Origin of the sequence: Burkholderia sp. MSh2 (assembly GCF_000731655.1) — a bacterium.
Lineage (GTDB): Bacteria > Pseudomonadota > Gammaproteobacteria > Burkholderiales > Burkholderiaceae > Burkholderia > Burkholderia paludis.
The window spans coordinates 1-21,924 of the sequence record NZ_JPGM01000099.1 but is presented as its reverse complement, the minus strand read 5'-3'; the positions used below and the strand labels follow the sequence as shown (position 1 = coordinate 21,924).

Genomic DNA, 21,924 nt, shown 5'->3' with positions numbered 1-21,924 from the left:
CTTTCGGTTCGAAGGGTAGAGCCGTCGGCGCTCGCGCCGCGCCGAAGGGAGGTGTTTTCCATGCTTGACATTAAAATGGATGATTTGTAGATTGTCAACAACATGCAGAGAACAGAAAGCAAAACAACAGTGCATCAAGAGGGCTGGTCTCCACTCATCCGCCGTGTGCCGCGGCGCCACAGTCAAGGGGTCTGAAGATGAACGAAGTGCCGGTAAACACGCGTTTGAATGCATGGGCGGCAGGCGCGGCCCGCCTCGCGCTGGCCGCCGCGGTCGCGCTCGGCGCCGCGCAGGCGGCGCACGCCAGGACGTCGCTGCTCGTCTACACCGCGCTGGAAGACGAGGCGATGAAGCCCTACAAGGACGCATTCGAGAAAGCGAACCCCGATATCGAGATCCGCTGGGTACGCGACTCGACCGGCTCGGTCACAGCGAAGCTGCTCGCGGAAAAGAACAACCCGCGCGCGGACGTCGTGCTCGGCCTCGCCGCGTCGAGCCTCACGCTGCTCGACCTGCAGGGCATGCTGATGCCGTACACGCCGAAGGGCTTCGACCAGCTCACGCGCAAGTACAGCGACGCAAGCACGCCGCCGCACTGGGTCGGCATGGACGTGTGGGGCGCGACGATCTGCTACAACCGCGTCGCCGCGCAGGCGAAGAACATCCCGAAGCCGACGTCGTGGGAAGACCTGACGAAGCCCGTCTATAAAGGCGCGATCGTGATGCCGAGCCCGGTTTCGTCGGGCACCGGCTACCTCGACGTGACCGCCTGGCTGCAGACCTTCGGCGACGATCGCGGCTGGAAATTCATGGACGCGCTCGACCGCAACGTCGCGCAGTACGTGCACTCGGGCTCGAAGCCGTGCACGCTCGCCGGCACCGGCGAATTCCCGATCGGCATCTCGTTCGAGTTCCGCGGCCACGAACTGCAGTCGCAGGGCGCGCCGATCGATCTCGTGTTCCCGAAGGAAGGGCTCGGCTGGGACATGGAAGGCACGGCGATCATGAAGACGACGAAGCAGCCCGACGCCGCGAAGAAGCTCGCCGACTTCATGGCCAGCAAGGACGCGAACCAGATCACCGCGCGCTGGTGGGCGATCGTCGCGTATCCGGGCGTCGCACGGAAGCTGGCCGGCATCCCCGACAACTACGCGGACCTGCTCGTGAAGAACGACTTCGTGTGGTCGGCGAAGAATCGCCAGTCGATCCTCGATACGTGGCAGAAGCGCTACGGCGCGAAAACGCAGCAGTAACGCCGCGACCGGCAGCGGGGCCGCGCCCCGCGCCACCCTTCCCGTCGTCGAATCCGGCCCCCGGGCCGCCCCACCATGGAGGCGCGCATGGCACCTTATCTGAGCGTAGAACGCATCGAGAAGCGGTACAACGACACGCAGGTCCTGACCGACATCGACCTGAGCGTGATGAAGGGCGAGATGATCTGTTTCCTCGGGCCGTCCGGCTGCGGGAAAACCACGCTGCTGCGGATCATCGCGGGGCTCGAGACGCAGAACGCCGGCCGGATCATGCAGGACGGCCGCGACATCTCGCGGCTGCCGCCGCAACTGCGCGACTACGGCATCGTGTTCCAGTCGTACGCGCTGTTCCCGAACCTCACCGTATACGACAACGTCGCATACGGGCTCGTGAACCGGAAGATGAAGCGCGACGCGATCCACGAGCGCGTGCACACGCTGCTCGCGCTGGTCGGCCTGCCCGACAGCCATCGCAAGCATCCGGGCCAGCTGTCCGGCGGCCAGCAGCAGCGCATCGCGCTGGCGCGCGCGCTCGCGACGTCGCCCGGCCTGCTGCTGCTCGACGAACCGCTGTCGGCGCTCGACGCGCGCGTGCGCGTGCGGCTGCGCCAGGAAATCCGCGCGCTGCAGCGGCGGCTCGGCGTGACGACCATCATGGTCACGCACGACCAGGAGGAAGCGCTGTCGATGGCCGACCGCATCGTCGTGATGAACCACGGCGTGATCGAGCAGATCGGCACGCCGCTCGAGATCTACCGGCAGCCCGCCTCGCCGTTCGTCGCGGACTTCATCGGCCGCGTCAACACGATTCCCGCCGAAGTCGCGCGGGACGGCACGCTGCGCGCGGGCACGGTCGGCCTCGACTGCCGCCACGGCGCGGCACGCCCCGCGCCGGGCGCGGCGGTCTCGGTCTACGTGCGGCCCGAGGACCTGCGCATTCGCGTGCCGGGCGAAACCGCCGACAACCTGCTGGCCGGCCGCGTCGAAAAACTCGAATTCCTCGGCGCGTTCTGCCGCGTGAGCTTCCGGATCGACGGGCTCGACGGCCAGGAGATCGTCGCCGACCTGTCGTATCACGACGTCGACCGCACCGGCGTGCAGGCCGGCGCGCGCATCGACCTCGCGCTCGATCGCGAGCATGTCCGCGTGTTCCCGTGCGCGAAGGAGCGACTGCAATGAGCGCCGTCCTGACCGAGCGCCGCCGCGGCGCCTCCGCCCCCGCCGACGTGCGGCAGATCACGCACTGGCACGATCGCGTCGCGCAGCTCGCGCTCGTCGCGATGGCCGCGCTGATGTCGCTGTTCCTGCTGCTGCCGCTCGCGCTCGTCGTGCAGAAGTGCTTCGTCGATGCGGACGGGCGTTTCGTCGGCGCGCACAACTTCGTCGCGTATCTCGAGGACAGCGGCGTGCTGCGCTCGATGCTGCATTCGCTGACGGTCGGCGCGCTCGTCACGTCGATCGTCGTGCCGATGGCGTTCACGTTCGCGTATGCGCTGACGCGCTCGTGCATGCCGCTGAAGAACGCGGCACGCACGATCGCGCTGCTGCCGCTGCTCGCGCCGACGCTGCTGTCCGCGGTGTCGTTCATCTACTGGTTCGGCAACGCGGGGCTGCTGAAGCCGCTGCTGCACGGCCATTCGATCTACGGGCTGCCGGGCATCGTGCTGAGCATGGTGTACGCATCGTTCCCGCACGTGCTGATGATCCTCGTCACAGCGCTGTCGCTCGCCGACGGCCGGCTCTACGAGGCCGCCGACGCGATGGGCACGGGCCGCCTGCGCAGGTTCTTCACGATCACGCTGCCCGGCGCCAAGTACGGACTGATCAGCGCGACGATGGTGGCGTTCACGATGTGCATCAACGACTTCGGCGTGCCGGTCGTGATCGGCGGCTCGTACAACGTGCTGTCGACCGACATCTACAAGCTGATCATCGGCCTGCAGGATTTCAATCGCAGCGCGGTCGTGAGCCTGATGCTGCTGTGCCCCGCGCTGGTCGCGTTCGGCGTCGACTTCTTCATCCGCCGCCGCCAGCAGTCGCAGCTCGGCGCGCGCTCGACGCCGTATCAGCCGAAGCCGTCGCGCGGCTTCGATGCCGCGATGCTCGCTTACTGCGGGCTGGTTTGCGCGTTCTTCGTCGCGGTCGTCGGCATCTCGGTGTTCGCGTCGTTCGTGAAGTTCTGGCCGTACCAGATGAGCCTCGGGCTGCAGCATTACCGGATGGGACTGATCGCGGCCGGCATTTTCGACGCGTACCGGAACAGCCTGCGGATGGCCGCGACCGTCGCGATCGGCGGCACGATCGTGGTATTCGGCGGCGCCTATCTGATCGAGAAGACCCGCGGCGCGCGCGGGCTGCGCGGCTTCCTCAGCCTGTGCGCGATCCTGCCGATGGGCGTGCCGGGGCTCGTGCTCGGCATCAGCTACATCTTCCTGTTCAACGCGCCAGGCAATCCGCTGAACGGGCTGTACGGGTCGCTGTGGCTGCTCGCGATCGTCACGGTGGTGCACTACTACGCGTCGAGCCACCTGACCGCCGTCACCGCGCTCAGGCAGATCGACAGCGAGTTCGAGGCCGTGTCCGCATCGCTGAAGGTGCCGTTCTACAGGACCTTCCTGCGCGTGACCGTCCCCGTGTGCCTGCCCGCGATCCTGCTGATCGCGCGCTACCTGTTCGTCAACGGAATGACGACGGTCTCGGCCGTCGCGTTCCTCTACTCGCCGGACACGCAGCCCGCCTCCGTCGCGATCCTGAACCTCGACGACGCGGGCCAGATGGGCCCGGCCGCCGCGATGGCGACGCTCGTGCTCGCGACGTCGTCGTGCGCCTGCGTGCTGTTCGCGTGCATCTCGCACCGCCTGCTGCGCCGCACGCAGGCCTGGCGCACCCCGCATCGACACTGATGTTCCACCGCATTCACGTGACGTCCCGACTTCATCAAGGAGACACCATGACGCCCGCCGCCCAGCCTGTCCTGCTTACCCCCGGCCCCCTGACGACCTCCGAGCGCACGCGCGACGCGATGCTGCGCGACTGGGGGTCGTGGGACGGCGATTTCAACGCGATCACCGCGCGGCTGCGCGAACGCCTGCTGCAGATCGTGCACGGCGAAGGCACGCACGAATGCGTGCCGCTGCAAGGCAGCGGCACGTTCTCGGTCGAAGCGGCGCTCGGCACGCTCGTGCCGCGCGACGGCCACGTGCTGGTGCCGAACAACGGCGCGTACTGCCAGCGCATCGCGAAGATCTGCCGCGTGCTCGGCCGTACGCTGACGACGATCGACTACCGCGAGGATCGCCGCGTCGATCCGGCCGACGTCGACCGCGCGCTCGCCGCGGATGCGGGTATCACGCACGTCGCGCTCGTGCACTGCGAGACGGGCGCCGGCGTGCTGAACCCGCTGCACGACATCGCGCAGGTCGTCGCGAAGCACGGGCGCGCGCTGATCGTCGACGCGATGAGCTCGTTCGGCGCGATCGACATCGATGCGCGCACGACGCCGTTCGACGCGGTGATCGCCGCGTCCGGCAAATGCCTCGAAGGCGTGCCGGGGCTCGGCTTCGTGATCGCGCGGCGCAGCGCGCTCGAACGCTGCGAAGGCAACAGCCACTCGCTCGCGATGGACCTGTACGACCAGTGGGTCTACATGCAGCGCACGACGCAATGGCGCTTCACGCCGCCGACGCACGTGGTCGCGGCGCTCGACGCGGCCGTCGCGCAATACGTCGACGAAGGCGGGCTCGTCGCGCGCGGCGGCCGCTATCGGCGCAACTATCGCGCGTTGATCGACGGCATGCTCGCGCTCGGCTTCCGGCCGTTCCTCGATCCGGCGATCCAGGCGCCGATCATCGTCACGTTCCATGCGCCGGACGATCCGAACTACGACTTCAAGCGGTTTTATCAGGAGGTCAAGCAGCGCGGCTACATCCTGTATCCGGGCAAGCTGACCGAGGTCGAGACGTTCCGGGTCGGCTGCATCGGCCACTTCGGCGAAGCCGGCATTCCGGGCGCCGTCGCCGCGATCGCCGACACGCTGCGGGCGATGGGCGTGCGCCGCGTGTCCGCCGAAGCGGCCGCCTGACGCGATGCGATGCACCCCGCCGCGTGCGGTTGCGCGCGCGGCCCGCACCGCCGCAACTCACCGCGCGGCGGGCAGCTTTCCCGCCGTGCCCGGCTCGGCCCCCGCCCCTTATTGACGACACATTCGATGCGACCCTTCTGGATCGAACAAGCGCTGTTCAACGACGGCGATCTCGCCCCCGCGCTTCAGGGCGCCACGCAGGCCGACGTCTGCATCGTCGGCGGCGGCTTCACGGGGCTCTGGACCGCGATCCAGGCGAAGCAGCAGAATCCGGCGCTCGACATCGCGATCGTCGAGGCCGACCTGTGCGGCGCCGGGGCGAGCGGCCGCAACGGCGGCTGCCTGCTCACGTGGTCCGCGAAATTCCTGACGCTGCGGCGCCTGTTCGGCGAAGCGGAGGCGATCCGGCTCGTGAAGGCATCCGAAGCGGCCGTGCAGCACATCGCCGATTTCTGCCGCGCACACGACATCGACGCCGAGCTGCGGCTCGACGGCACGCTGTACACCGCGACGTCGCGCGCGCAGGTCGGCGCGCTCGCGCCGGTGCTCGACGCGCTCGCCGCGTGCGGCATGCATAGCTACGAGCCGCTGCCGGCCGCCGAGGTCGCGCGCCGCTCGGGTTCCGCGCGCAATCTCGACGGCGTGTACTCGCCGATCGCCGCGACCGTCCATCCCGGCAAGCTCGTGCGCGGGCTGCGCCGCGTCGCGCTCGCGATGGGCATCCGGATCTACGAGCGCACGCCGATGCTCGATTTCACGCCGGGCCAGCCCGCCGTCGTGCGCACGCCGTCCGGCAGCGTGAGCGCGGGCACGCTCGTGTTCGCGATCAACGCGTGGATGGCGAGCCGCTTCCCGCAGTTCGAACGCACGATCGCGGTCGTGTCGAGCGACATGGTCATCACCGAGCGATGCCCGGAGCTGCTCGCGCGAACCGGGCTCGTCGACGGCGTGTCGGTGCTCGATTCGCGCATCTTCGTCTACTACTACCGCACCACCGCCGACGGCCGCCTGATGCTCGGCAAGGGCGGCAACACGTTCTCGTGGCGCAGCGGCATCGCACCCGTGTTCGACCGGCGCTCGCCGTACGAGGCGCAACTCACGCAAAGCCTGCGCGAGTTCTTCCCCTCGCTCGCGGGCGTGCCGGTCACCGCGAGCTGGAACGGGCCGTCGGACCGCTCCGTCACCGGCTTCCCGTTCTTCGGCCGCCTCGACGGCGCGCCGAACGTGTTCTACGGCTTCGGCTATTCGGGCAACGGTGTCGGGCCGACCTACATGGGCGGACAGATCCTGTCGTCGCTCGTGCTCGGCCTCGACAATGCGTGGACGCGCAGCCCGATCGTGCGCGGCCCGCTCGGCCGGTTCCCGGCGGAACCGTTCCGCTACGTCGGCGCGCACGTCGTGCGCAATGCCATTCGCCGCAAGGAGCGCGCGGAGGACGAGAACCGGTCGCCATCGGCCGTCGACAAGTGGCTCGCGACGTTCGCGAGCGCGGCGGGGAAGGCGGACAAGGCGTGACGGTGAGTGGGGCGCGATGCGATCGGCTATCTCATCGGGACATCGGGCGATGAGGATGGCAGTTCCCCGGCGGGTATCATTGCCCCCTGCGGATCTGACGATCGGTCTGCGCCATTCGAAGCGATTGATCGGAATCCGTCGATACCCGAAGAAATGACGCGCTTGCTGCTATTGGCCCTGGTCACCGTGACGATCGGCGCGTGCTCCAGATACACCGATGAAACGTGGACGGCACGTCAGGACATGCCTGTCTTCGCCGAGCCGAATGACGACCGGAGCGCGCCGATCTTCACGGTCGGGAAAGGCGAATCCTGCATCCCGCTGGCGGATCGCGTCGCGAAGATCTACGCGTACACCCAGGTGCGCTGCACCTCCGGCACGGGCTGGATCCTGGACGACTTCTTCGATAAACGACGCGGCAAATAGCCTCCGCGCCGGCGATCGCCACATCCGCTCCGGACATCGTCGGGTTCAAACGGCATTGAACCTGGCCGGAGCAACGTACAAGGCAGATCGGTCCAGCGTTTTCGCACGATGTGCGGTGCCGCGTACCGCGCCCGCTCACACGCCGGCCTTCTCCCGCGCCGCCTTGCCCGCCGCCGGCAACCCCTGCTCGTGCGTGCGGCGCATCCGCGCAAGACCGTGCGCGACGTGCTCGCGCACCAGCGCGACGGCCTGCTCCTCGTCGCCGCCCGCGAGCGCCTGCACGATCTTGTCGTGCTCGGCCGCGGACACGGCAATCGCATCCTCCTCGGCCTCGATCGCGGCCTGGCGCAGCAGCCCGAGCTGGCGCACGAGCCGGCGGTAGGTGTCGGTGAGATGGGTGTTGCCGACCCCGACGACCATCGCGTCGTGGAACTGCACGTTCAGCTCCGTATAGCGCGTGAAGTCGTGTGTCTTCGCGGCGTCCTTCATCGACTGGATGATGCCCTTCAGCACCTTCAGCGTGTCCGGCGAGATGCGCTTCGCGAGCGCGCGCGCGACCGACTCGTCGAGCATCGCGCGCACTTCGTAGATTTCCTCCGCCTCGCGCAGCGGCACGACCCGCACCGTCACGCCGCGGTTCTTTTCGTTGCGCAGCAGGCCGGCCTGTTCGAGCGCGCGGAATGCTTCGCGCACCGGGCCGCGCGACACGTTCAGCCGGGTGGCGATCTCGACTTCGTTGAGCTTCTCGCCGGGCGCGTATTCGCCGGAGACGATCGCGCGCTCGAGCATGTCCTGGACGATCATCGCGAGCGACTGGCTTTGCAGGAGTTCGATGGCGCTGAGCGCGTTCGGGGCAGTCATGGTCGGGCGGGCAGCAAGGCTGCGGTAGGAAATCGGGGGCGCCGGATCGGCGAATGATCCCTGTATACCCTCGACCCGACACATTGTCAACAGTTTTCAGTTTCCAAAAACCAATTCCACCTGCCGGAATGCGACGGGATTGCACCCGGCAGGCGGCGGTCGCGCGTCATGCGTCACGCGGCGAGCGTTATTTGCCCGCCGCCCGCGATGCGCGGCGGCCGTCAGGCCGTTTGCTTCACCGGCCCCGGATCGCTCTGGCTCGGCCGGCCCGTCTCGACGTGGCCCGCGAAGCGGCGCACGACCTTGTCGTCGCCGCCGCGCAGCGTCGTCGCGGTGATCGTCAGATCGTACCAGCCGTGGCTCGACGCCAGCGCGAAGTGATCCTCGATGCGCTCGCCCGGCTCCAGCGTGTAGGTCCGCGCATGCGCATGGCTGTACGCGTTGTCGACCGTCACGCGGCACGTCGCGCGCCCGCTGTTGCGCAGTTGCAGGTACACGTGGCGGTTGCACACGTCGTAGCCGATCCGCGCCTCGGGGTTCGCGTGGCGGCCGTCCGTCGCGAGCCGCGTGTTGCCCTGGAACTCGCACAGATAGCCGTTCGGGCCGTATGCCGCGAGATGGTAATCGCCGCGCGCGGCCGACGTGCTCCAGGTATCGACGAAGCGGTCGCGCGCGGACACCGCATAGCGGCGCGGCGGCGTCGCCGGATTGCGGCGGTCGTACACGTAGAACGCCGCGCCCGCGTCGCCGGTGTTGGCGAAGTCGAGCGACACGGTGTCGTCGCGCCCGCTCACGCGGCCGTGCACGAACAGCTCGTACGGCAGCGCGCGCGCGGGCCGCGTACCGGCTTCCTGCGCCGGCATCGACTGTTGCGCGGGCACCTGGTATGCCTGGCCGGCCGTCGCAATGTGCTGCGGCACCGTGAAGCTCACCGGGCGCGCGTCGGGCCGCGCGGAGAAGTCGAAGGCGGACGTGAGATCGCCGCAGATCGAGCGGCGCCACGCGCTGATGTTCGGCTCCTTCACGCCGAAGCGCGCTTCGAGGAAACGCAGCACCGACGTGTGGTCGAACGTCTCCGAACAGACCCAGCCGCCCTTCGTCCACGGCGAGATGATGATCAGCGGCACGCGCGGCCCGAGGCCGATCGGCTGGATGCCGCCCGGGTCGGCGCCCGGTACGAGCGGGCTCATCTCGCCCGGGTACTTGTTCAGGTCGAGCAGCTCGTCGCCGAGGTTCGACAGCAGGTTCGACGACACGATGCCCTGGCCGCCCACGCCGCTCGTCACCGGCGGCACCGGCGGCACGACGTGGTCGAACAGCCCGTCGTTCTCGTCGTAGTTGAGGATGAACACCGTCTTCGCCCACACCTCGGGGTTCGACGTGAGCGCCTCGAGCACCATGTTGATGTAGAACGCGCCGTCGGTCGGCGACGCTTGCGGATGCTCGCTGTACTTGTACGGCGCGACGATCCACGACACCTGCGGCAGCCGGTTCGCCTGCACGTCGGCCTTGAGTTCCGCGAGCGTGTGGTTCGATGCGCCCTTGTCGACGAGCGGGCCGCTCGCGCCTTCCTGCACCTGGAACTTCTTGAAGAACATCAGCGAGTTGTCGGTGTAGTTGTCGGTCGGGTCGCCCGGGATGCCGGTGCCGCCCTGGTACACCTTCCAGCTGATCTTCGCGTTCTCGAGGCGCTCCGCGTAGGTGGTCCACGTGTAGCCGTTCACGTTGTCGCGCTCGCCGATGCCCGGGCCGTTCGGCGGGGTGCCGTAGATGTTGCGCGAGTCGATCGTGCCGGTCCACAGGTAGATGCGGTTCGGCGCCGTGTCGGCGTGCGCGGAGCAGAAGTACGAATCGCAGATCGTGAACGCGTCGGCCAATGCGTAGTGGTACGTGAGATCCTGGCGCTTCAGGTAGCCCATCGTCAGCACGTCCTGCTTCTGGTTCACCCACTGGTCCCACTGGCCGTTGTTCCAGGACAGGTGGCCGCTGCTCCAGCCGTGGTTGGTGCCCGGCTGGAACTCGGTCGTCTGCTTCGGATCGAGGTAGAACGGCAGCACGTACGGCGCCGACGGATCGAGGCCGCGCGAATGGTAGTTCTTCGTGAACACCGACGCCGGCGGCTGCTGCCACACGGGCGCGCCGCCCGGCAGCAGGTGCGGGCGCGGGTCGTTGAAGCCGCGCACGCCGCGCAGCCCGCCGAAGTAATGGTCGAACGAACGGTTTTCCTGCATGAAGATCACGACGTGTTCGACGTCGCGGATCGTACCGGTGCGATAGGCGGCCGGCATCGCCAGCGCATTGCGGATCGCGGGCGGGAAGCCCGCGTAGGCGGCCATCGCGCCGGCCGACTGCGCGGCGAGGCGCAGGAAATCGCGTCGATTGTTCGAGGACATGAAAAAAACCTTGTTATCGGTGGGAGTCGGGGTGCCGGTCGAGCGGGGCCGGCGGTTGGTGTATTACGCACTATTACCCCGCACCGGCATGTCCCGGCCGTGACCGGTTCCAGCAGGTTTCTTGCGGTGACCCCCAGTTTTTTTTCGAAACGGCCGGTGACAGGCGTTTCATGCGGCCGACATACGCCTGCGCTACGCTGGCGCGCGCTCAAGAGGGGGAGAAGCCGAGTCGTGTTCGATCAGCTGAAGGCGTTCCACGCGACCGTCCGGCAGGGCAGCATCACGCGCGCCGCACGCCACCTGGGCGTGAGCCAGCCGACCATCGCCGCGCAGATCCGGCAAGTCGAGCAGGTGTACGGCGTCGAGCTGTTCTACCGCAACGGCCGCAAGCTCGAGGTCACCGAGACGGGGATCGAGCTGCTGCCGCTCGTCGAGAAGATGATCGCGCTCGAGGCGCAGGCCGACATCATGCTGCGCAACGTCGGCGGCCTGTTCGAGGGGCACCTGCGGATCGGCGCAACGGGGCCGTACTACATCATGGAGGCGGTCGGCCGCTTCTCGAACGCGCATCCGTCGATCGCGCTCACGTGCCGGATCGGCAACTCCGAGGAGATCCTGCAGGCGCTGCAGGAATTCCGCATCGACCTCGCCGTCTCGTCGCAGCGCAACGATGCCGAAGGCCTCGAACGCAAGGTGATCTCGACCGATCCGCTCGTGCTCGTCGTGCACCGCACCCATCCGCTTGCACGCTTCGACGCGATCGAGCCGGCGCGGCTTGCCGACGTGCGGCTGCTGATTCGCGAGGAAGGCTCGGTCACCCGCCGCTGCACGGAGACGATCCTCGCCGCGGCCGGCATCGCGGCCGCATCGAGCGCCGAGATCGGCAGCCGCGAAGCGATCCGCGAGGCGATCCTGCACGGCGTCGGCGGCAGCCTGTTTCCGCTCGGCGAGGCCGAGCGCCATCCCGACCTGCGCGTGATCGCGCTGCGCGGCGTCGACACGACGATCGACGAATACGTGTACTACCTGAAAGCGCGCCGCCAGAGCCCCGCGATCGACGCGTTCCTGGCGTGCATCCTGCCGGCCGGCGGGGAAGCGGACGACGCTCGCCCCGCGACGCGACGGGCAAACGCGCGCTGAGCCGCCGCGCGTTTGCCGGATTCGCGTCACGCTTGCCGCCATTTTCCGGCGCGTGTTCCCGCGCCGTCCCTCGTCGTTTTCGTGCCTTCACTTTCCGCGTCGTGTCACTTCGGCAGCACCGGAATCATCCACGTCAGCACGTGCTGCTGCAGGAACACGAGCACGCCGAGCAGCAGCGTGAGGATCACGCTGTGCCAGAACGTGCGCGCAAACACGACGCCCTCCTGCCCCTTCAGGTCCGTCGTCGATACCCCCGTCGCGATGTTCTGCGGCGAGATCATCTTGCCCATCACGCCGCCGGACGAATTGGTCGCCGCCATCAGCACCGGATCGAGGCCGAGCTGCCGCGCGGCGACGACCTGCAGGTTGCCGAACAGCGCGTTGCCCGACGTGTCGCTGCCGGACAGGAACACGGCGATCCAGCCAAGCGACGCGGACACCAGCGGGAACAGCGCGCCCGTCGACGCGACGCCCGTGCCGAGCGTGTAGCTGATCCCCGAGTAGTTCAGCAGGTACGCGAGCCCGACGATCATCATCACCGTGACGATCGCGATCCACGTCTGCCGCCAGGTCTTCGCCACGCAGGCGAGGAAATCGCCGACGCCGGTGCGCGTCAGCGCGGCCGTGACGATCGCCGACACCAGGATCGCGGTGCCCGTGCCGAGCGGCTGGAAGTCCCAGATCGCCGCATACGGCTTGTGATACAGCGACACGAACACCGCGTTGTGCAGGCCCGGCCACTTGATCTTCACGTCGCCGATCGCCGCGACGTTCGCGTGCACCCACACGATCACGATCACCGACACGACGAGCCACGGCAGCCAGCCGCCGAAGCCCGCGCGCGCGGCGCCGGCCGCGGCGGGCACGCTGCGTGCGAGCGCGAACTGCGGATCGGGCTGCGGCTTCCATATCTGCAGGAAGCCGATCGTGACGATCAGCGACGTGAGCGACGACAGCACGTCGGTGAGCTGGTAGCCGAGGAAGTTCGACGTGACGAACTGCGCGATCGCGAAGCTGCCGCCCGACACGAGCAGCGCCGGCCACAGCCTGGAGATCGAGCGCAGCCCGCCGTACGCGCCGACCACGTAGAACGGCAGCAGCAGCGCGAAGAACGGCAACTGGCGGCCCACCATCTGCGCGAGGGTCGCGGGCGGCAGCGACGTCACCGCGCCGAGCACGGTGATCGGCACGCCGAGCGCGCCGAACGCGACCGGCGCCGTGTTGAACAGCAGCGTATAGGTGAGCGCTTCGAGCGCGGGGAAACCGAGCGCGATCAGCAGTGCGCTCGTGATCGCGACCGGCGTGCCGAATCCCGAGATCCCTTCGAGCAGGCAGCCGAACGAGAACGCGACGACCAGCAGCACGAGGCGGCGATCGTCGGGCAGGTTGTCGAGCATCCACTGCCGGAACTGGTCGAAGCGGCCCGACTTCACCGCGATGTTGTACAGCAGCAGCGCGTTGAAGACGATCCACATCACGGGTACCACCGCGAGCGCCATGCCTGCGCCGACCGCGTCGAACGCGAGCGCGGCCGGCATGCCCCACGCGCCGATCGCGACCGCCAGGCCGGCGACGAGCCCCGCGAGCGATGCCTGCCACGCGGGGCGGCGCAGTACGCCCAGCGCGACCAGCGCGACCGCGATCGGGATCGCGGCGACGAGGAAGGACAGGAACAGCGAGTGGGCGACGGGCGTCAGCGGCTGCGCGAAGACGATGCCGGGTGGTAAGGCGTCGGTGGCGTTCATCGTGTCTCCAGTGTCGACCAGAGTTGGTGCTTTAGCACTTACTCTGGTCCCATGCCTTGCGCGGTCGGCCGGGTTCAGGCGTCAGCGCTTGCGCCGGACCGAACGGGGTACTTCGGCACTCACCCGCCCCCCATGCCTCGCATCGGGTTCCGAGCCCTGCGCGCTCGCCCCGGGTGAGCGCCTCGGCGCTTGCGCACGCAACGACGTCGCACGGCCAACCGATCGGTCGCTTAAATGAGGTTAGGTGGCGCGCGACGCTTGTACAAGGAGGACAAGCCCGATGCGCCGCGACCCGATACCGATCGGACGCAGTGCGATGACCGGTAGCGGGCGAGTCGCTGTCGGGCTCGTCAGGCAGCCCGTCGCGAACGGTTCACCGGCATGCGGCGACGTCGTCGCGTGCGCAATGTTGCAGGTGCGGTAAAGGTGCCTGACGGTGCGCGGGATGTTTCGTTTGGCATCCGAAGCCTAGACTGGTTGCATCGGTTCCGCCCGCGCCGCCACGGCACAGCACGGCACCGGAACCTCACGGAGTGGACACGATGAAGACGATGAAGCAGGCGGCCTGCGCGTTCGCATTGATCGGCGCGGCCTTCGCGGCTCACGCACAGGGCGCGTCGACGCTGACGCGTGCCGAGGTCCGGCAGGAACTCGTGGAACTGCAGGCCGCCGGCTACCGGACGAGCCTCGCGAGCAGTCCCGACTTTCCGGAGAACCTGCAGGCGATCATGCAGCATGCCGCGCAGGCACGCGGCGAAGCGGCCGGCTACGGCGGCGACGGCCGGGCGAACGTGGAATCGGGACGGCCGGCACTGCCGCACGCGATCGATCGCGGCACGTACGCGCATCACTGACGACCGGCCGAACCGGGGCGAACATCGGGTCGAACACGTAACGGCGCGCACGCCGCACGCACGCCGACGCGCGTGCGGCCGCGTGCACGAACGTCAGACGCTGAAGCGGTTCAGCGTATAGGCGCGATAGGCCGCGACGAACGCGTCGAACGATCCCGCCTCCTTCGCTTCGAGCTCGGCCTGCTCGGCCAGCGATTTCGCGGCGAGCGCCTGCTCGGCGCGCAGCGTGTCCGCCGACGGCGGACGTGCGCGGAAATGCTCGGCATGCGCCTCGCTCTGCGCCAGCGCGAACGTGAGGAACGACTCCCCGTGCTCGCGCATCGCGCCCAGCACGCGCGCGGACGGCGTGCGCGCCGGATCGGCGAGCTTCTCGCGTTGCGCGGCGATCGCGCGCGCATGCTCGTCGCCGCCGCGGATCTCGTCGAGACGGCGGCCGACGGTTTCGATATCGGTCAGCAGCGCGTCCGCCCACGCTTGCAGCGTAACCGGCTCGCCGTCGCGCGACAGCATGAGCCCCGGCTTGCGGCCTTCCATCGTCACGCTGCCGAAGTTCGCATTCGCTTCCTGGTACGCGGGGCAGTCGAGCGCCGGGCTCTCGTCGAGCGCGCACGCGAGCAGGAACGCGTCGATGAAGCGCGCGGTCTCCAGCGCGATGCCGGTCGGCTCGAACGGGTCGATGTCGAGGCAGCGCACCTCGATGTACTGCACGCCGCGCGACGCGAGCGCATGCAGCGGCCGCTCGCCCGAGTACGTGACACGCTTCGGCCGGATCGTCGAGTAGAACTCGTTCTCGATCTGCAGCACGTTCGTGTTGATCTGGATCCACTCGCCGTCGCGATGCGTGCCGATCGCCTCGTATGCCGGATACGGCTCGCTCACCGCCTTCGACAGCGCATCGAGATAGCCGGGCAGCGTGTTGTAGTCGACGTGCAGCGCGGCCTGGGCGGTCGTGTTCGAGTAGCCGAGATCGCTCATCCGCAGGCTCGTCGCATACGGCAGGTACAGCGTATCGGCGTCGAACGTGTCGAGCTTGTGCGGCTTGCCGCGCAGGAACTTCGTGTCGAGCGCGGGCGACGCGCCGAACAGGTACATCAGCAGCCAGCTGCGGCGGCGGAAGTTGCGGATCTGCGCGAGATAGCGCTCCGACTGGTAATCGACCAGCGTGGCCGTCGAGCCCTCTTCCGCATGCAGGCGCCGCCACACTTCCTCGTGCAGCGAGTAGTTGTAGTGGATGCCGGCAATGCACTGCATCGTGCGGCCGTAGCGATACGCGAGGCCGCGCCGGTACACCGTCTTCAGACGGCCGATGTTCGACGTGCCGTAGTCGGCGATCGGAATCTGGTCGTCGGCCGGCAGCCGCCCCGGCATCGAGTCGTTCCACAGCATCTCGTCGCCGAGCGACGCGTACACGTAGCGATGCAGATCGTCGAGACGCTCGAGCGTGATCGCGGCGTCGCGCTCCGCCGGCGTGATCAGCTCGATCAGCGCCTCGGAGTAATCGGTCGTGAGCGCCGGATGCGTGAGTGCAGAACCGAGCGCACGCGGATGCGGCGTGAACGCGATCATCCCGTCGCGCGTCACGCGCAGGCTTTCCTTTTCGATGCCGCGCAGGCCGTCGGGCAGATGCTGCCGCGTCGGGCCCGAGCTCAGCGCGTCGAGGCGATTCAGCAGCAGTTCGGACTGGCGGTGAGTCATGGTGTTCGACATGGAGACGCAAGTGCGTGACGGCCGCGCGCAGAACGCCGCGCGCGGCCGGCTGGATTGTTGGTCGCTTCGTTGGTAGCGGGCACTTTAACATCTCGCCGGAACACGCGCTTGAGGTGGCCACGGGCACGGTGCGCGGGCCGCGGCGGCCCGCCGGGCACGGGGTCGCCGCATGCGTTGCGGGTTCCGGCCGGCCCGGCCGGTCACGCACTTTCGTCCGACGGAACGCGATACGCGGGCAGCGGGCGGCAGGTGCAACCCGGCCGCTGAACCGGCCGGGAGCAGGGAGTTGGGCGCACCTCGCGCGCCCGGGCTCCGGCCGGCGCCGGATTCGCGACGGCGCCGGAACGGCGGGCTGCCGGCGTCTTTCGGCACGGCCGCGCAACGGGTTGCGTCGCGGCCCCGTCCGGTGGCACCCGGCCGTGGGCCGGCGCGTTCACCCGCCGCGCGCGCCGCCTGCCCGGTCGGCCACTTCGTTCCACAAATGCAGCGCCGCGTACGCACGCCACGGCCGCCAGCCTTCGGTACGGCGCTTCTGGCTCGCGAGCCGGTCGAGCGCCGGATCGCGCGCGGCGATCGACTGCATCAGCACGAGATCGGAGGCCGGCCACGCGTCCGGGTCGCGCCACGCGCGCATCGCGATGTACTCGACGGTCCACGGGCCGATGCCGGGCAGTTCGAGCCACGCGCGGCGCAGCGCCGCGAGATCGGCATGCTCGCGATCGACCGGCACGTCGCCGGCCGCCACCGCGCGCGCCACGCCCGTCAATGCCGCCACCCGCTTGCCGGGCATCCCGATCTTGTCGAGATCGCAGCCGGCCAGTGCATCGGGCGTCGGGAAGCGCCACGCGGGCGCACCGTCGTCGACCGGCACGACGCGCTCGCCGGCGCGCTCGACGAGCCGGCCGACGATCGTCGTCGCCGCCTTCACGCTCACCTGCTGGCCGACGATCGCGCGCACGGCCAGCTCGAACCCCGACCATGCGCCCGGCACGCGCAACCCCGGCGCGGCCTCGACGAGCGGCGCGAACCACGGATCGCGCGCGAGCCCGCCGCCGATCGCGGCCGGATCGGCGCCGAGGTCGAACATCGTCGCGACACGTCGGGTGAACGCATCGTCGACGTGGCGGACCACCGCCCCTTCGACCGTCGCGACCAGGCAATGCTTGCGCGGATGTTTCGCGACCGTGAGCCGGCCTGCATCGCCGTGCAGGTCGACGATGCGGCGGTACACGCCGCCCGCGACCTGCTCGACACCGGGAATCGCGCGCCCGCTGAAGAAGCGCAGCACGCGCGCCCAGTCGTAAGGCGCATTGAAGCGCAGCTCCATCTGCACGGACGGCGGCACATGGCCGCCGTCCGCGATGGGCATCCTCGTTGTTTTTGCGATGCTCAAACTGCGTTGCCCTCCGCAACGGATTCGGCTTCGTCGTCACGCGCGCGACTCGCTTCCGACGCGAGCAGCGTCGCCTTGCGGCGCACGCCCCAGCGATACCCCGCAAGCGCGCCGCCCTTTTGCACGACACGGTGGCACGGGATCGCGAGCGCGACCGGATTCGACGCACACGCGGACGCGACCGCGCGTACCGCGCGCGGCGCGCCCAGCGCCTCCGCAATCTCCGAGTAGCTGCGCGTTTCGCCGTAGGGAATATGCGTCAGCGCCTCCCATACGCGCTGCTGGAACGCGGTCGGCGCGATGTCGAGCGGCAGGTCGAACGCGTGCCGCGTGCCGTCGAGGTACGCGCGGATCTGCGCGACGAACGGCGCAAGCCGTGCCGGCGATTCGACCAGCTCGGCGCGTGCAAACGCGTCCTTCAGCTCGCCGACGAGCGACGCCGCATCGTCGCCGAACGCGATCCGGCAGATGCCCTGCCCGGTTGCGGCGACCAGCACCGTGCCGAGCGACGTCGACGCGCTCGCATAATCGATCCGTAGGCCGGCGCCCTGGCGGCGGAACGCGGACGGCGTCATCCCGAGCTCGCGCGGCACCGATGCATAGAGCCGCGACGGCGAGTTGAAGCCCGCGTCGACGGCCGCCTGCGTGACCGGCTGCCCGTCCTGCAGCGCCTGGCGCAGCGCGGCGCCGCGCTGCGCGGCCTGGTACTGCCGCGGCGACACGCCGACCACGCGCTTGAAGATCCGTTGCAGGTGGAACGGGCTCACGTGCACCGCGTCGCTCAACTGCTCCAGCGTGAGCCGCTCGGCTTGCGCGTCGAGCACCGCGCATGCGCGGTTCACGATTTCCAGCTCGCGCGGCAGCCCTTCCGGCTGGCAGCGCTTGCAGGGACGAAAGCCGGCCGCGCGCGCCGCCGCCGGATCGGCGAAGAACGACACGTTTTCGCGACGCGGCAGCCGCGATGCGCAGGTCGGCCGACAGAACACGCCGGTCGTGCGCACGCCATAGAAGAACGCGCCGTCCGCATGCGGATCGCGCTCGGTCACGGCGCCCCAGCGGGCATCATCGGTCGGATAGGCGGTTTTCATCTGAACCTCGCACTCTCTAGTGTAGATGGCGCCTACTCTAGACATCGGCACCTGCCGACGCGCCCTGAATCTTGCTCTGTGATTCGCTCCAGCGAACCGGGGACACATCGATCGAAAATAAGTCCGTCAAAACGCCCGCGACAGCTGCGACAACGCGGTTTCCGTCATCGTTTCGTCACCATTTTGCTGCAGTGCGGATGCGACAAATCGCCGTCCTGACGTTTTTTTTCATTCGGAATATTGCGTCGCACCATCGCCGTGTGTATAGTTTGAACTGTCTCCTCCATGTCTCCTCCTGATATGGATTAAGCCCGTTCCGCACTGCGTGAACGGGCTTTTTTTCGTCCGTCGATTGTGCCGCGTTCCGGCCAGCGGTGCAGGCGCGATGCGTCTACACTCGATGCTCGCCGACTGCGAAGGAGTGCCTGCCCATGAAACCGACCATCCGCGCGATCGATCACATCGTGCTGCGCGTGACCGACATGGCGACGATGACGCGCTTTTACTGCGACGCCGTCGGCTGCCACGTGGAAAAGGAGCAACCCGATCTCGGCCTCGTGCAGTTGCGGGCCGGCGATGCGCTGATCGACCTGCTGTCGGTCGGCGGCCCGATCGACCGTCCCGACAGCGGCCCGCCCGGCGCGGGACGCAACCTCGATCACCTGTGCCTGCGCGTCGAACCGTTCGACCCCGACGCGCTGATCGCGCATTTCGCCGCGCACGGCGCGCAGCCGGGCGCCCCGGCGGAGCGCTACGGCGCCGGCGGCTACGGGCCGTCGATCTACCTGTTCGACCCGGAAGGCAACATGCTCGAATTCAAGGGGCCGCCGGCCGCGATCGGCTGAGTGCGGCCGGCGCGCGGGTCGTCACGCGCCCGCGCGCGCCTTCAACACCGTCCATTCGACCGCAACCGGATCGTGGTCGGCGCTCGAGATCCATGCCGCGCCGTCCTGCACCGTGCACTGCAGGCGCATCGTGCGCTCCGCGAGCTGTCCGAGCGCGGCCGCGACGCCGTCGGCCAGCGACAGCACCTGCACGTTGCGCAGCCGCTCGACCTTGCTGCGCACGCCCTGCCACCAGATATCCGAGGTCTTGCCGCCGTAGGCGATCACCGTGACCTGTCCGGCGCGGCCGGCCGCCTTCGAGATGCGCCGTTCGTCGGGCTGGCCGGCCTCGATCCACACGTCGATCGCGCCCGTCAGGTCCTTCTGCCACAGATCGGGCTCGTCGACGTCCGACAACCCCTTGCAGAATTCGAGCCGCTCGTGCGCGAACAGCGCGAACGCGACGATGCGCACCATCATCCGGTCGTCGGTCTCCGACGGATGGCGCGCCACCGTCAGCGCGTGATCGGCGTAGTAATGCCGATCCATGTCGGCGATTTGCAGTTCAGCTTTGTAGATCGTGGATTTCAGCGCCATGCGGATACGGCCCGGGCGGGCATTCGGTTCGGTCGGGCCGTGATGATACCGAATGCGCGCCCTCCGGCGCGTGTCATGCCCCCACAGCGCAACGGCCCGGCATGCGCCGGGCCGGGCTCGGTTCGGGCCGCCGGCGCATCGGGCCGGCGCGCTCGCGCGTCGTGTGACTGCGCGGCGACGGGGCGGTTATTGCTTGACGAAGCGCGAATCGGTCCAGAGGCCCTGCTGGTCGCTGTTGTCGGCGCTGACGAACTGCACGTCGCCCTGGTCGACCGACACCACGCGGAACCGCTGGCCTTCCGGCACCGACAGGCAACGGTAGTCGTCGAAGTACTGCTGCTTCGCCTGCGACTGGCCGTCACGCTCGTGACTCAGTACGGAGTCCAGATTGTCTTTCGACAGGCAGCCCCAAGCGTTCTTCGTCAACTGGATTTCCTGCTTCGGCTTGACGGCTGCATCGCCGCCGGCCTGGGCAATCGACACCGCACAAAATGCGCCGACGAGGGCAAAAAGGAATCCGGTACGCTTCATCATGTTCTGTCTCCAGGCTTGCGGGCACCAGGCTTGGGTTAGCTATGTGTTTAAAGGTGATCGTCAACCCGCGTTTTTCACTTTAGAAGACCGTCAAACGATAGCAAGCACATTTGTTGTGCGACCGCAATAGCGGCGGATTGTCGCACCCCGTACACCACCCGCCTTTTGCACCGCGCCCCGGCCGCGCGACGCGCGCCGCGCGGCGGACAGGCCCGCGCCGCCGGGCGGAAAGCATTGCCGGGCAAGACTTTCAGCAAATTTACAATGCGGCGGTTGAACGGTTTGGATAATCCATTTCGCTATCCGGATCTTTTTGATGCATCGCACATAAAGTCATTCAAAACGATTCGACTTTACCGCAACGCGGAATCGCATTTACCTGAAACAAGAAAAATGCCAGGTATAAGCGCGCCCGTATTTATCCGTATTTCCCCGCATGCGTGCGGCGCCCGCGCACGCTCCGCCGCCGGCATGTCGAGCCCGTGCCCCTTTAACCGGCGCGATTCGCACCGGACTGCTGACGTTCGAAATAATCGCGCTGAAAGATGCACATGCGATAAGCATTGTGATACGCGCCGTTGCCGAAAAATTCTTCCTTCAATTCGGCCTCGTGCTGGAATCCGCATTTTTCGTACACATGAATCGCCGCCGCATTCGACGTATCGACGATCAGGTACAGCTTGCGCATGTTCAGCACCTTGAACGCGTACTCGATCGCGAGACGCGTCGCCTGGCCCGCATAGCCGCGGCCCTGGCATTGCGGCGCGATGATGATCTGGAACTCGCCGCGGCGATGGATGTAGTCCAGCTCGATCAGTTCGACGAGGCCGACCAGTTCGCCCTGCGCATCGACCGCGACGAACCGGCGTTCGCGCTGGTCGTGCACGTGACGGTCGTACAGTTGCGACAGCTCCGAGAAGGTTTCGTACGGCTCCTCGAACCAGTAGCGCATGATCTTCGCGTCGTTGTTCAGCTCGTGGACGAAGCGCAGGTCCTGGCGCTCCAGCGGCCGCAGCGCGAGCGTGTTGCTATCGTTCTGGAGTTGCATGTTCGTATCCTGTTTGAGGCCCGCGCACGCACGAAACGCCCGTGCGGCATGGCCGCGCCGGGCCCGTTCCGCACTGTAAGAAATTGAACGCGGGCGAGGTTCAGAGCCTAGAATGGGAGCAAGGGTTCCTGCCACCTCAGGGAGGCTATCGTGATCGAGCAAGTCATACTCGGAATTTTCCTCGTGCTGCCGCTCGTGATCGTGGCGGCGCTGTTTTCCGACGAACTGTGGCAGGAACATCGGCGTCAGCACCCGCGCGACGAAAACGCACCGCACATCGACTGGAAGCATCCGTGGCGCCGCGTGCGACGCGGGCATTGAGTCGCTTGCCGTGCATCCGCAGGGCGCGCCGTCCGGGCCGCCCCGGACGGTGAGCGCGTATCGCGCGCCGTTACGCACCCGAATTCCGCCTCGATCCGATTCCCGCCCAACCCGCGAGACGCCGCCGTGAACGACCAGCCCGCC

General features: G+C 68.1%; 19 protein-coding genes. 10 read left to right on the top strand and 9 right to left on the bottom strand.

Annotation, left to right across the window (positions count from 1 at the left end):
• Positions 1-197: 197 nt before the first annotated feature.
• The 6 genes from GQ57_RS36025 to GQ57_RS36000 all read left to right on the top strand — a co-directional run bounded on the left by GQ57_RS36025 (position 198) and on the right by GQ57_RS36000 (position 7,275).
• The gene (locus GQ57_RS36025) at positions 198-1,253 is read left to right on the top strand and encodes a putative 2-aminoethylphosphonate ABC transporter substrate-binding protein (protein WP_031401483.1); all 1,056 of its coding nucleotides are present in this window, start codon (positions 198-200) and stop codon (positions 1,251-1,253) included.
• An 87-nt stretch (positions 1,254-1,340) separates the two neighbouring features.
• The gene (locus GQ57_RS36020; protein WP_034200402.1) at positions 1,341-2,432 is read left to right on the top strand and encodes a putative 2-aminoethylphosphonate ABC transporter ATP-binding protein; all 1,092 of its coding nucleotides are present in this window, start codon (positions 1,341-1,343) and stop codon (positions 2,430-2,432) included.
• Positions 2,429-4,156 (top strand): putative 2-aminoethylphosphonate ABC transporter permease subunit, encoded by a 1,728-nt coding sequence (locus tag GQ57_RS36015; protein WP_031401485.1) that lies wholly within the window; start codon positions 2,429-2,431, stop codon positions 4,154-4,156. The genes GQ57_RS36020 and GQ57_RS36015 overlap by 4 nt, the downstream gene beginning before the upstream one ends.
• Before the next feature lie 47 nt (positions 4,157-4,203).
• Positions 4,204-5,334, top strand: a complete 1,131-nt coding sequence (locus GQ57_RS36010; protein ID WP_034200390.1) for a 2-aminoethylphosphonate--pyruvate transaminase — start codon at positions 4,204-4,206, stop codon at positions 5,332-5,334.
• Between the two features lie 126 nt (positions 5,335-5,460).
• Complete coding sequence (locus GQ57_RS36005) at positions 5,461-6,849, top strand: FAD-dependent oxidoreductase (RefSeq protein WP_034200389.1); 1,389 nt, start codon at positions 5,461-5,463, stop codon at positions 6,847-6,849.
• A gap of 153 nt (positions 6,850-7,002) precedes the next feature.
• A complete protein-coding gene (locus GQ57_RS36000) occupies positions 7,003-7,275 on the top strand; it encodes a hypothetical protein (RefSeq protein ID WP_031401488.1) in 273 nt (90 codons plus the stop codon).
• Between the two features lie 135 nt (positions 7,276-7,410).
• Here GQ57_RS36000 and GQ57_RS35995 read toward each other — a convergent pair whose 3' ends face one another.
• Positions 7,411-8,136 carry a phosphonate utilization associated transcriptional regulator gene (locus GQ57_RS35995; RefSeq protein ID WP_031401489.1) on the bottom strand — a complete coding sequence of 242 codons (726 nt, stop codon included), beginning with the start codon at positions 8,134-8,136 and terminating at the stop codon, positions 7,411-7,413.
• A 221-nt stretch (positions 8,137-8,357) separates the two neighbouring features.
• Positions 8,358-10,529, bottom strand: a complete 2,172-nt coding sequence (locus tag GQ57_RS35990) for a phosphocholine-specific phospholipase C (RefSeq protein WP_034200388.1) — start codon at positions 10,527-10,529, stop codon at positions 8,358-8,360.
• A 231-nt stretch (positions 10,530-10,760) separates the two neighbouring features.
• On the opposite strand from GQ57_RS35990, the gene GQ57_RS35985 reads away from it, so the two are divergent.
• Positions 10,761-11,669, top strand: a complete 909-nt coding sequence (locus GQ57_RS35985; protein ID WP_031401491.1) for a LysR family transcriptional regulator — start codon at positions 10,761-10,763, stop codon at positions 11,667-11,669.
• 104 nt (positions 11,670-11,773) lie between these two features.
• Here GQ57_RS35985 and GQ57_RS35980 read toward each other — a convergent pair whose 3' ends face one another.
• Positions 11,774-13,414, bottom strand: coding sequence for an L-lactate permease (locus GQ57_RS35980; protein ID WP_031401492.1), 1,641 nt, complete (start codon positions 13,412-13,414; stop codon positions 11,774-11,776).
• 542 nt (positions 13,415-13,956) lie between these two features.
• Here GQ57_RS35980 and GQ57_RS35975 point away from each other — a divergent pair.
• Positions 13,957-14,268 carry a DUF4148 domain-containing protein gene (locus tag GQ57_RS35975; protein WP_034200387.1) on the top strand — a complete coding sequence of 104 codons (312 nt, stop codon included), beginning with the start codon at positions 13,957-13,959 and terminating at the stop codon, positions 14,266-14,268.
• Between the two features lie 93 nt (positions 14,269-14,361).
• On the opposite strand, the gene gshA is transcribed toward GQ57_RS35975, so the two are convergent.
• The 3 genes from gshA to ada form a co-directional block, all read right to left on the bottom strand.
• Positions 14,362-15,975, bottom strand: a complete 1,614-nt coding sequence (gene gshA, locus GQ57_RS35970) for a glutamate--cysteine ligase (RefSeq protein WP_034200386.1) — start codon at positions 15,973-15,975, stop codon at positions 14,362-14,364.
• Positions 15,976-16,408: 433 nt separating this feature from the next.
• Positions 16,409-17,344: a DNA-3-methyladenine glycosylase family protein gene (locus GQ57_RS35965; RefSeq protein WP_031401495.1), complete on the bottom strand. Its 936-nt coding sequence runs from the start codon at positions 17,342-17,344 to the stop codon at positions 16,409-16,411.
• Between the two features lie 20 nt (positions 17,345-17,364).
• On the bottom strand, positions 17,365-18,456 hold the full coding sequence (ada, locus tag GQ57_RS35960) for a bifunctional DNA-binding transcriptional regulator/O6-methylguanine-DNA methyltransferase Ada (RefSeq protein ID WP_031401496.1): 1,092 nt from the start codon (positions 18,454-18,456) through the stop codon (positions 17,365-17,367).
• Between the two features lie 431 nt (positions 18,457-18,887).
• On the opposite strand from ada, the gene GQ57_RS35955 reads away from it, so the two are divergent.
• Entirely contained in the window at positions 18,888-19,301 is a 414-nt protein-coding gene (locus GQ57_RS35955) for a VOC family protein (RefSeq protein ID WP_031401497.1), read from the top strand.
• 21 nt (positions 19,302-19,322) lie between these two features.
• Here the strand turns inward: GQ57_RS35955 and GQ57_RS35950 are convergent, their stop codons facing one another.
• The 3 genes from GQ57_RS35950 to speG form a co-directional block, all read right to left on the bottom strand.
• Entirely contained in the window at positions 19,323-19,877 is a 555-nt protein-coding gene (locus GQ57_RS35950; protein ID WP_031401498.1) for a YaeQ family protein, read from the bottom strand.
• A 186-nt stretch (positions 19,878-20,063) separates the two neighbouring features.
• On the bottom strand, positions 20,064-20,411 hold the full coding sequence (sap1, locus tag GQ57_RS35945; protein WP_031401499.1) for a surface attachment protein Sap1: 348 nt from the start codon (positions 20,409-20,411) through the stop codon (positions 20,064-20,066).
• Positions 20,412-20,901: 490 nt separating this feature from the next.
• On the bottom strand, positions 20,902-21,459 hold the full coding sequence (gene speG / locus GQ57_RS35940) for a spermidine N1-acetyltransferase (protein WP_031401500.1): 558 nt from the start codon (positions 21,457-21,459) through the stop codon (positions 20,902-20,904).
• 150 nt (positions 21,460-21,609) lie between these two features.
• On the opposite strand from speG, the gene GQ57_RS43485 reads away from it, so the two are divergent.
• Positions 21,610-21,780, top strand: a complete 171-nt coding sequence (locus tag GQ57_RS43485; RefSeq protein ID WP_006489933.1) for a hypothetical protein — start codon at positions 21,610-21,612, stop codon at positions 21,778-21,780.
• Positions 21,781-21,924 lie beyond the last annotated feature (144 nt).

Bases quoted from the DNA above. Each gene is read 5' to 3' on its own strand.
- GQ57_RS36015 (WP_031401485.1), top strand. From the start codon at position 2,429: ATGAGCGCCGTCCTGACCGAGCGCCGCCGCGGCGCCTCCGCCCCCGCC.
- GQ57_RS35950 (WP_031401498.1), bottom strand. From the start codon at position 19,877: ATGGCGCTGAAATCCACGATCTACAAAGCTGAACTGCAAATCGCCGAC.
- GQ57_RS35965 (WP_031401495.1), bottom strand. From the start codon at position 17,344: ATGCCCATCGCGGACGGCGGCCATGTGCCGCCGTCCGTGCAGATGGAG.
- GQ57_RS36000 (WP_031401488.1), top strand. From the start codon at position 7,003: ATGACGCGCTTGCTGCTATTGGCCCTGGTCACCGTGACGATCGGCGCG.
- GQ57_RS35980 (WP_031401492.1), bottom strand. From the start codon at position 13,414: ATGAACGCCACCGACGCCTTACCACCCGGCATCGTCTTCGCGCAGCCG.
- GQ57_RS36010 (WP_034200390.1), top strand. From the start codon at position 4,204: ATGACGCCCGCCGCCCAGCCTGTCCTGCTTACCCCCGGCCCCCTGACG.
- sap1 (WP_031401499.1), bottom strand. From the start codon at position 20,411: ATGATGAAGCGTACCGGATTCCTTTTTGCCCTCGTCGGCGCATTTTGT.
- GQ57_RS35975 (WP_034200387.1), top strand. From the start codon at position 13,957: ATGAAGACGATGAAGCAGGCGGCCTGCGCGTTCGCATTGATCGGCGCG.
- ada (WP_031401496.1), bottom strand. From the start codon at position 18,456: ATGAAAACCGCCTATCCGACCGATGATGCCCGCTGGGGCGCCGTGACC.
- GQ57_RS35955 (WP_031401497.1), top strand. From the start codon at position 18,888: ATGAAACCGACCATCCGCGCGATCGATCACATCGTGCTGCGCGTGACC.
- GQ57_RS35995 (WP_031401489.1), bottom strand. From the start codon at position 8,136: ATGACTGCCCCGAACGCGCTCAGCGCCATCGAACTCCTGCAAAGCCAG.
- GQ57_RS36025 (WP_031401483.1), top strand. From the start codon at position 198: ATGAACGAAGTGCCGGTAAACACGCGTTTGAATGCATGGGCGGCAGGC.
- GQ57_RS35990 (WP_034200388.1), bottom strand. From the start codon at position 10,529: ATGTCCTCGAACAATCGACGCGATTTCCTGCGCCTCGCCGCGCAGTCG.
- speG (WP_031401500.1), bottom strand. From the start codon at position 21,459: ATGCAACTCCAGAACGATAGCAACACGCTCGCGCTGCGGCCGCTGGAG.
- gshA (WP_034200386.1), bottom strand. From the start codon at position 15,975: ATGTCGAACACCATGACTCACCGCCAGTCCGAACTGCTGCTGAATCGC.
- GQ57_RS36005 (WP_034200389.1), top strand. From the start codon at position 5,461: ATGCGACCCTTCTGGATCGAACAAGCGCTGTTCAACGACGGCGATCTC.
- GQ57_RS36020 (WP_034200402.1), top strand. From the start codon at position 1,341: ATGGCACCTTATCTGAGCGTAGAACGCATCGAGAAGCGGTACAACGAC.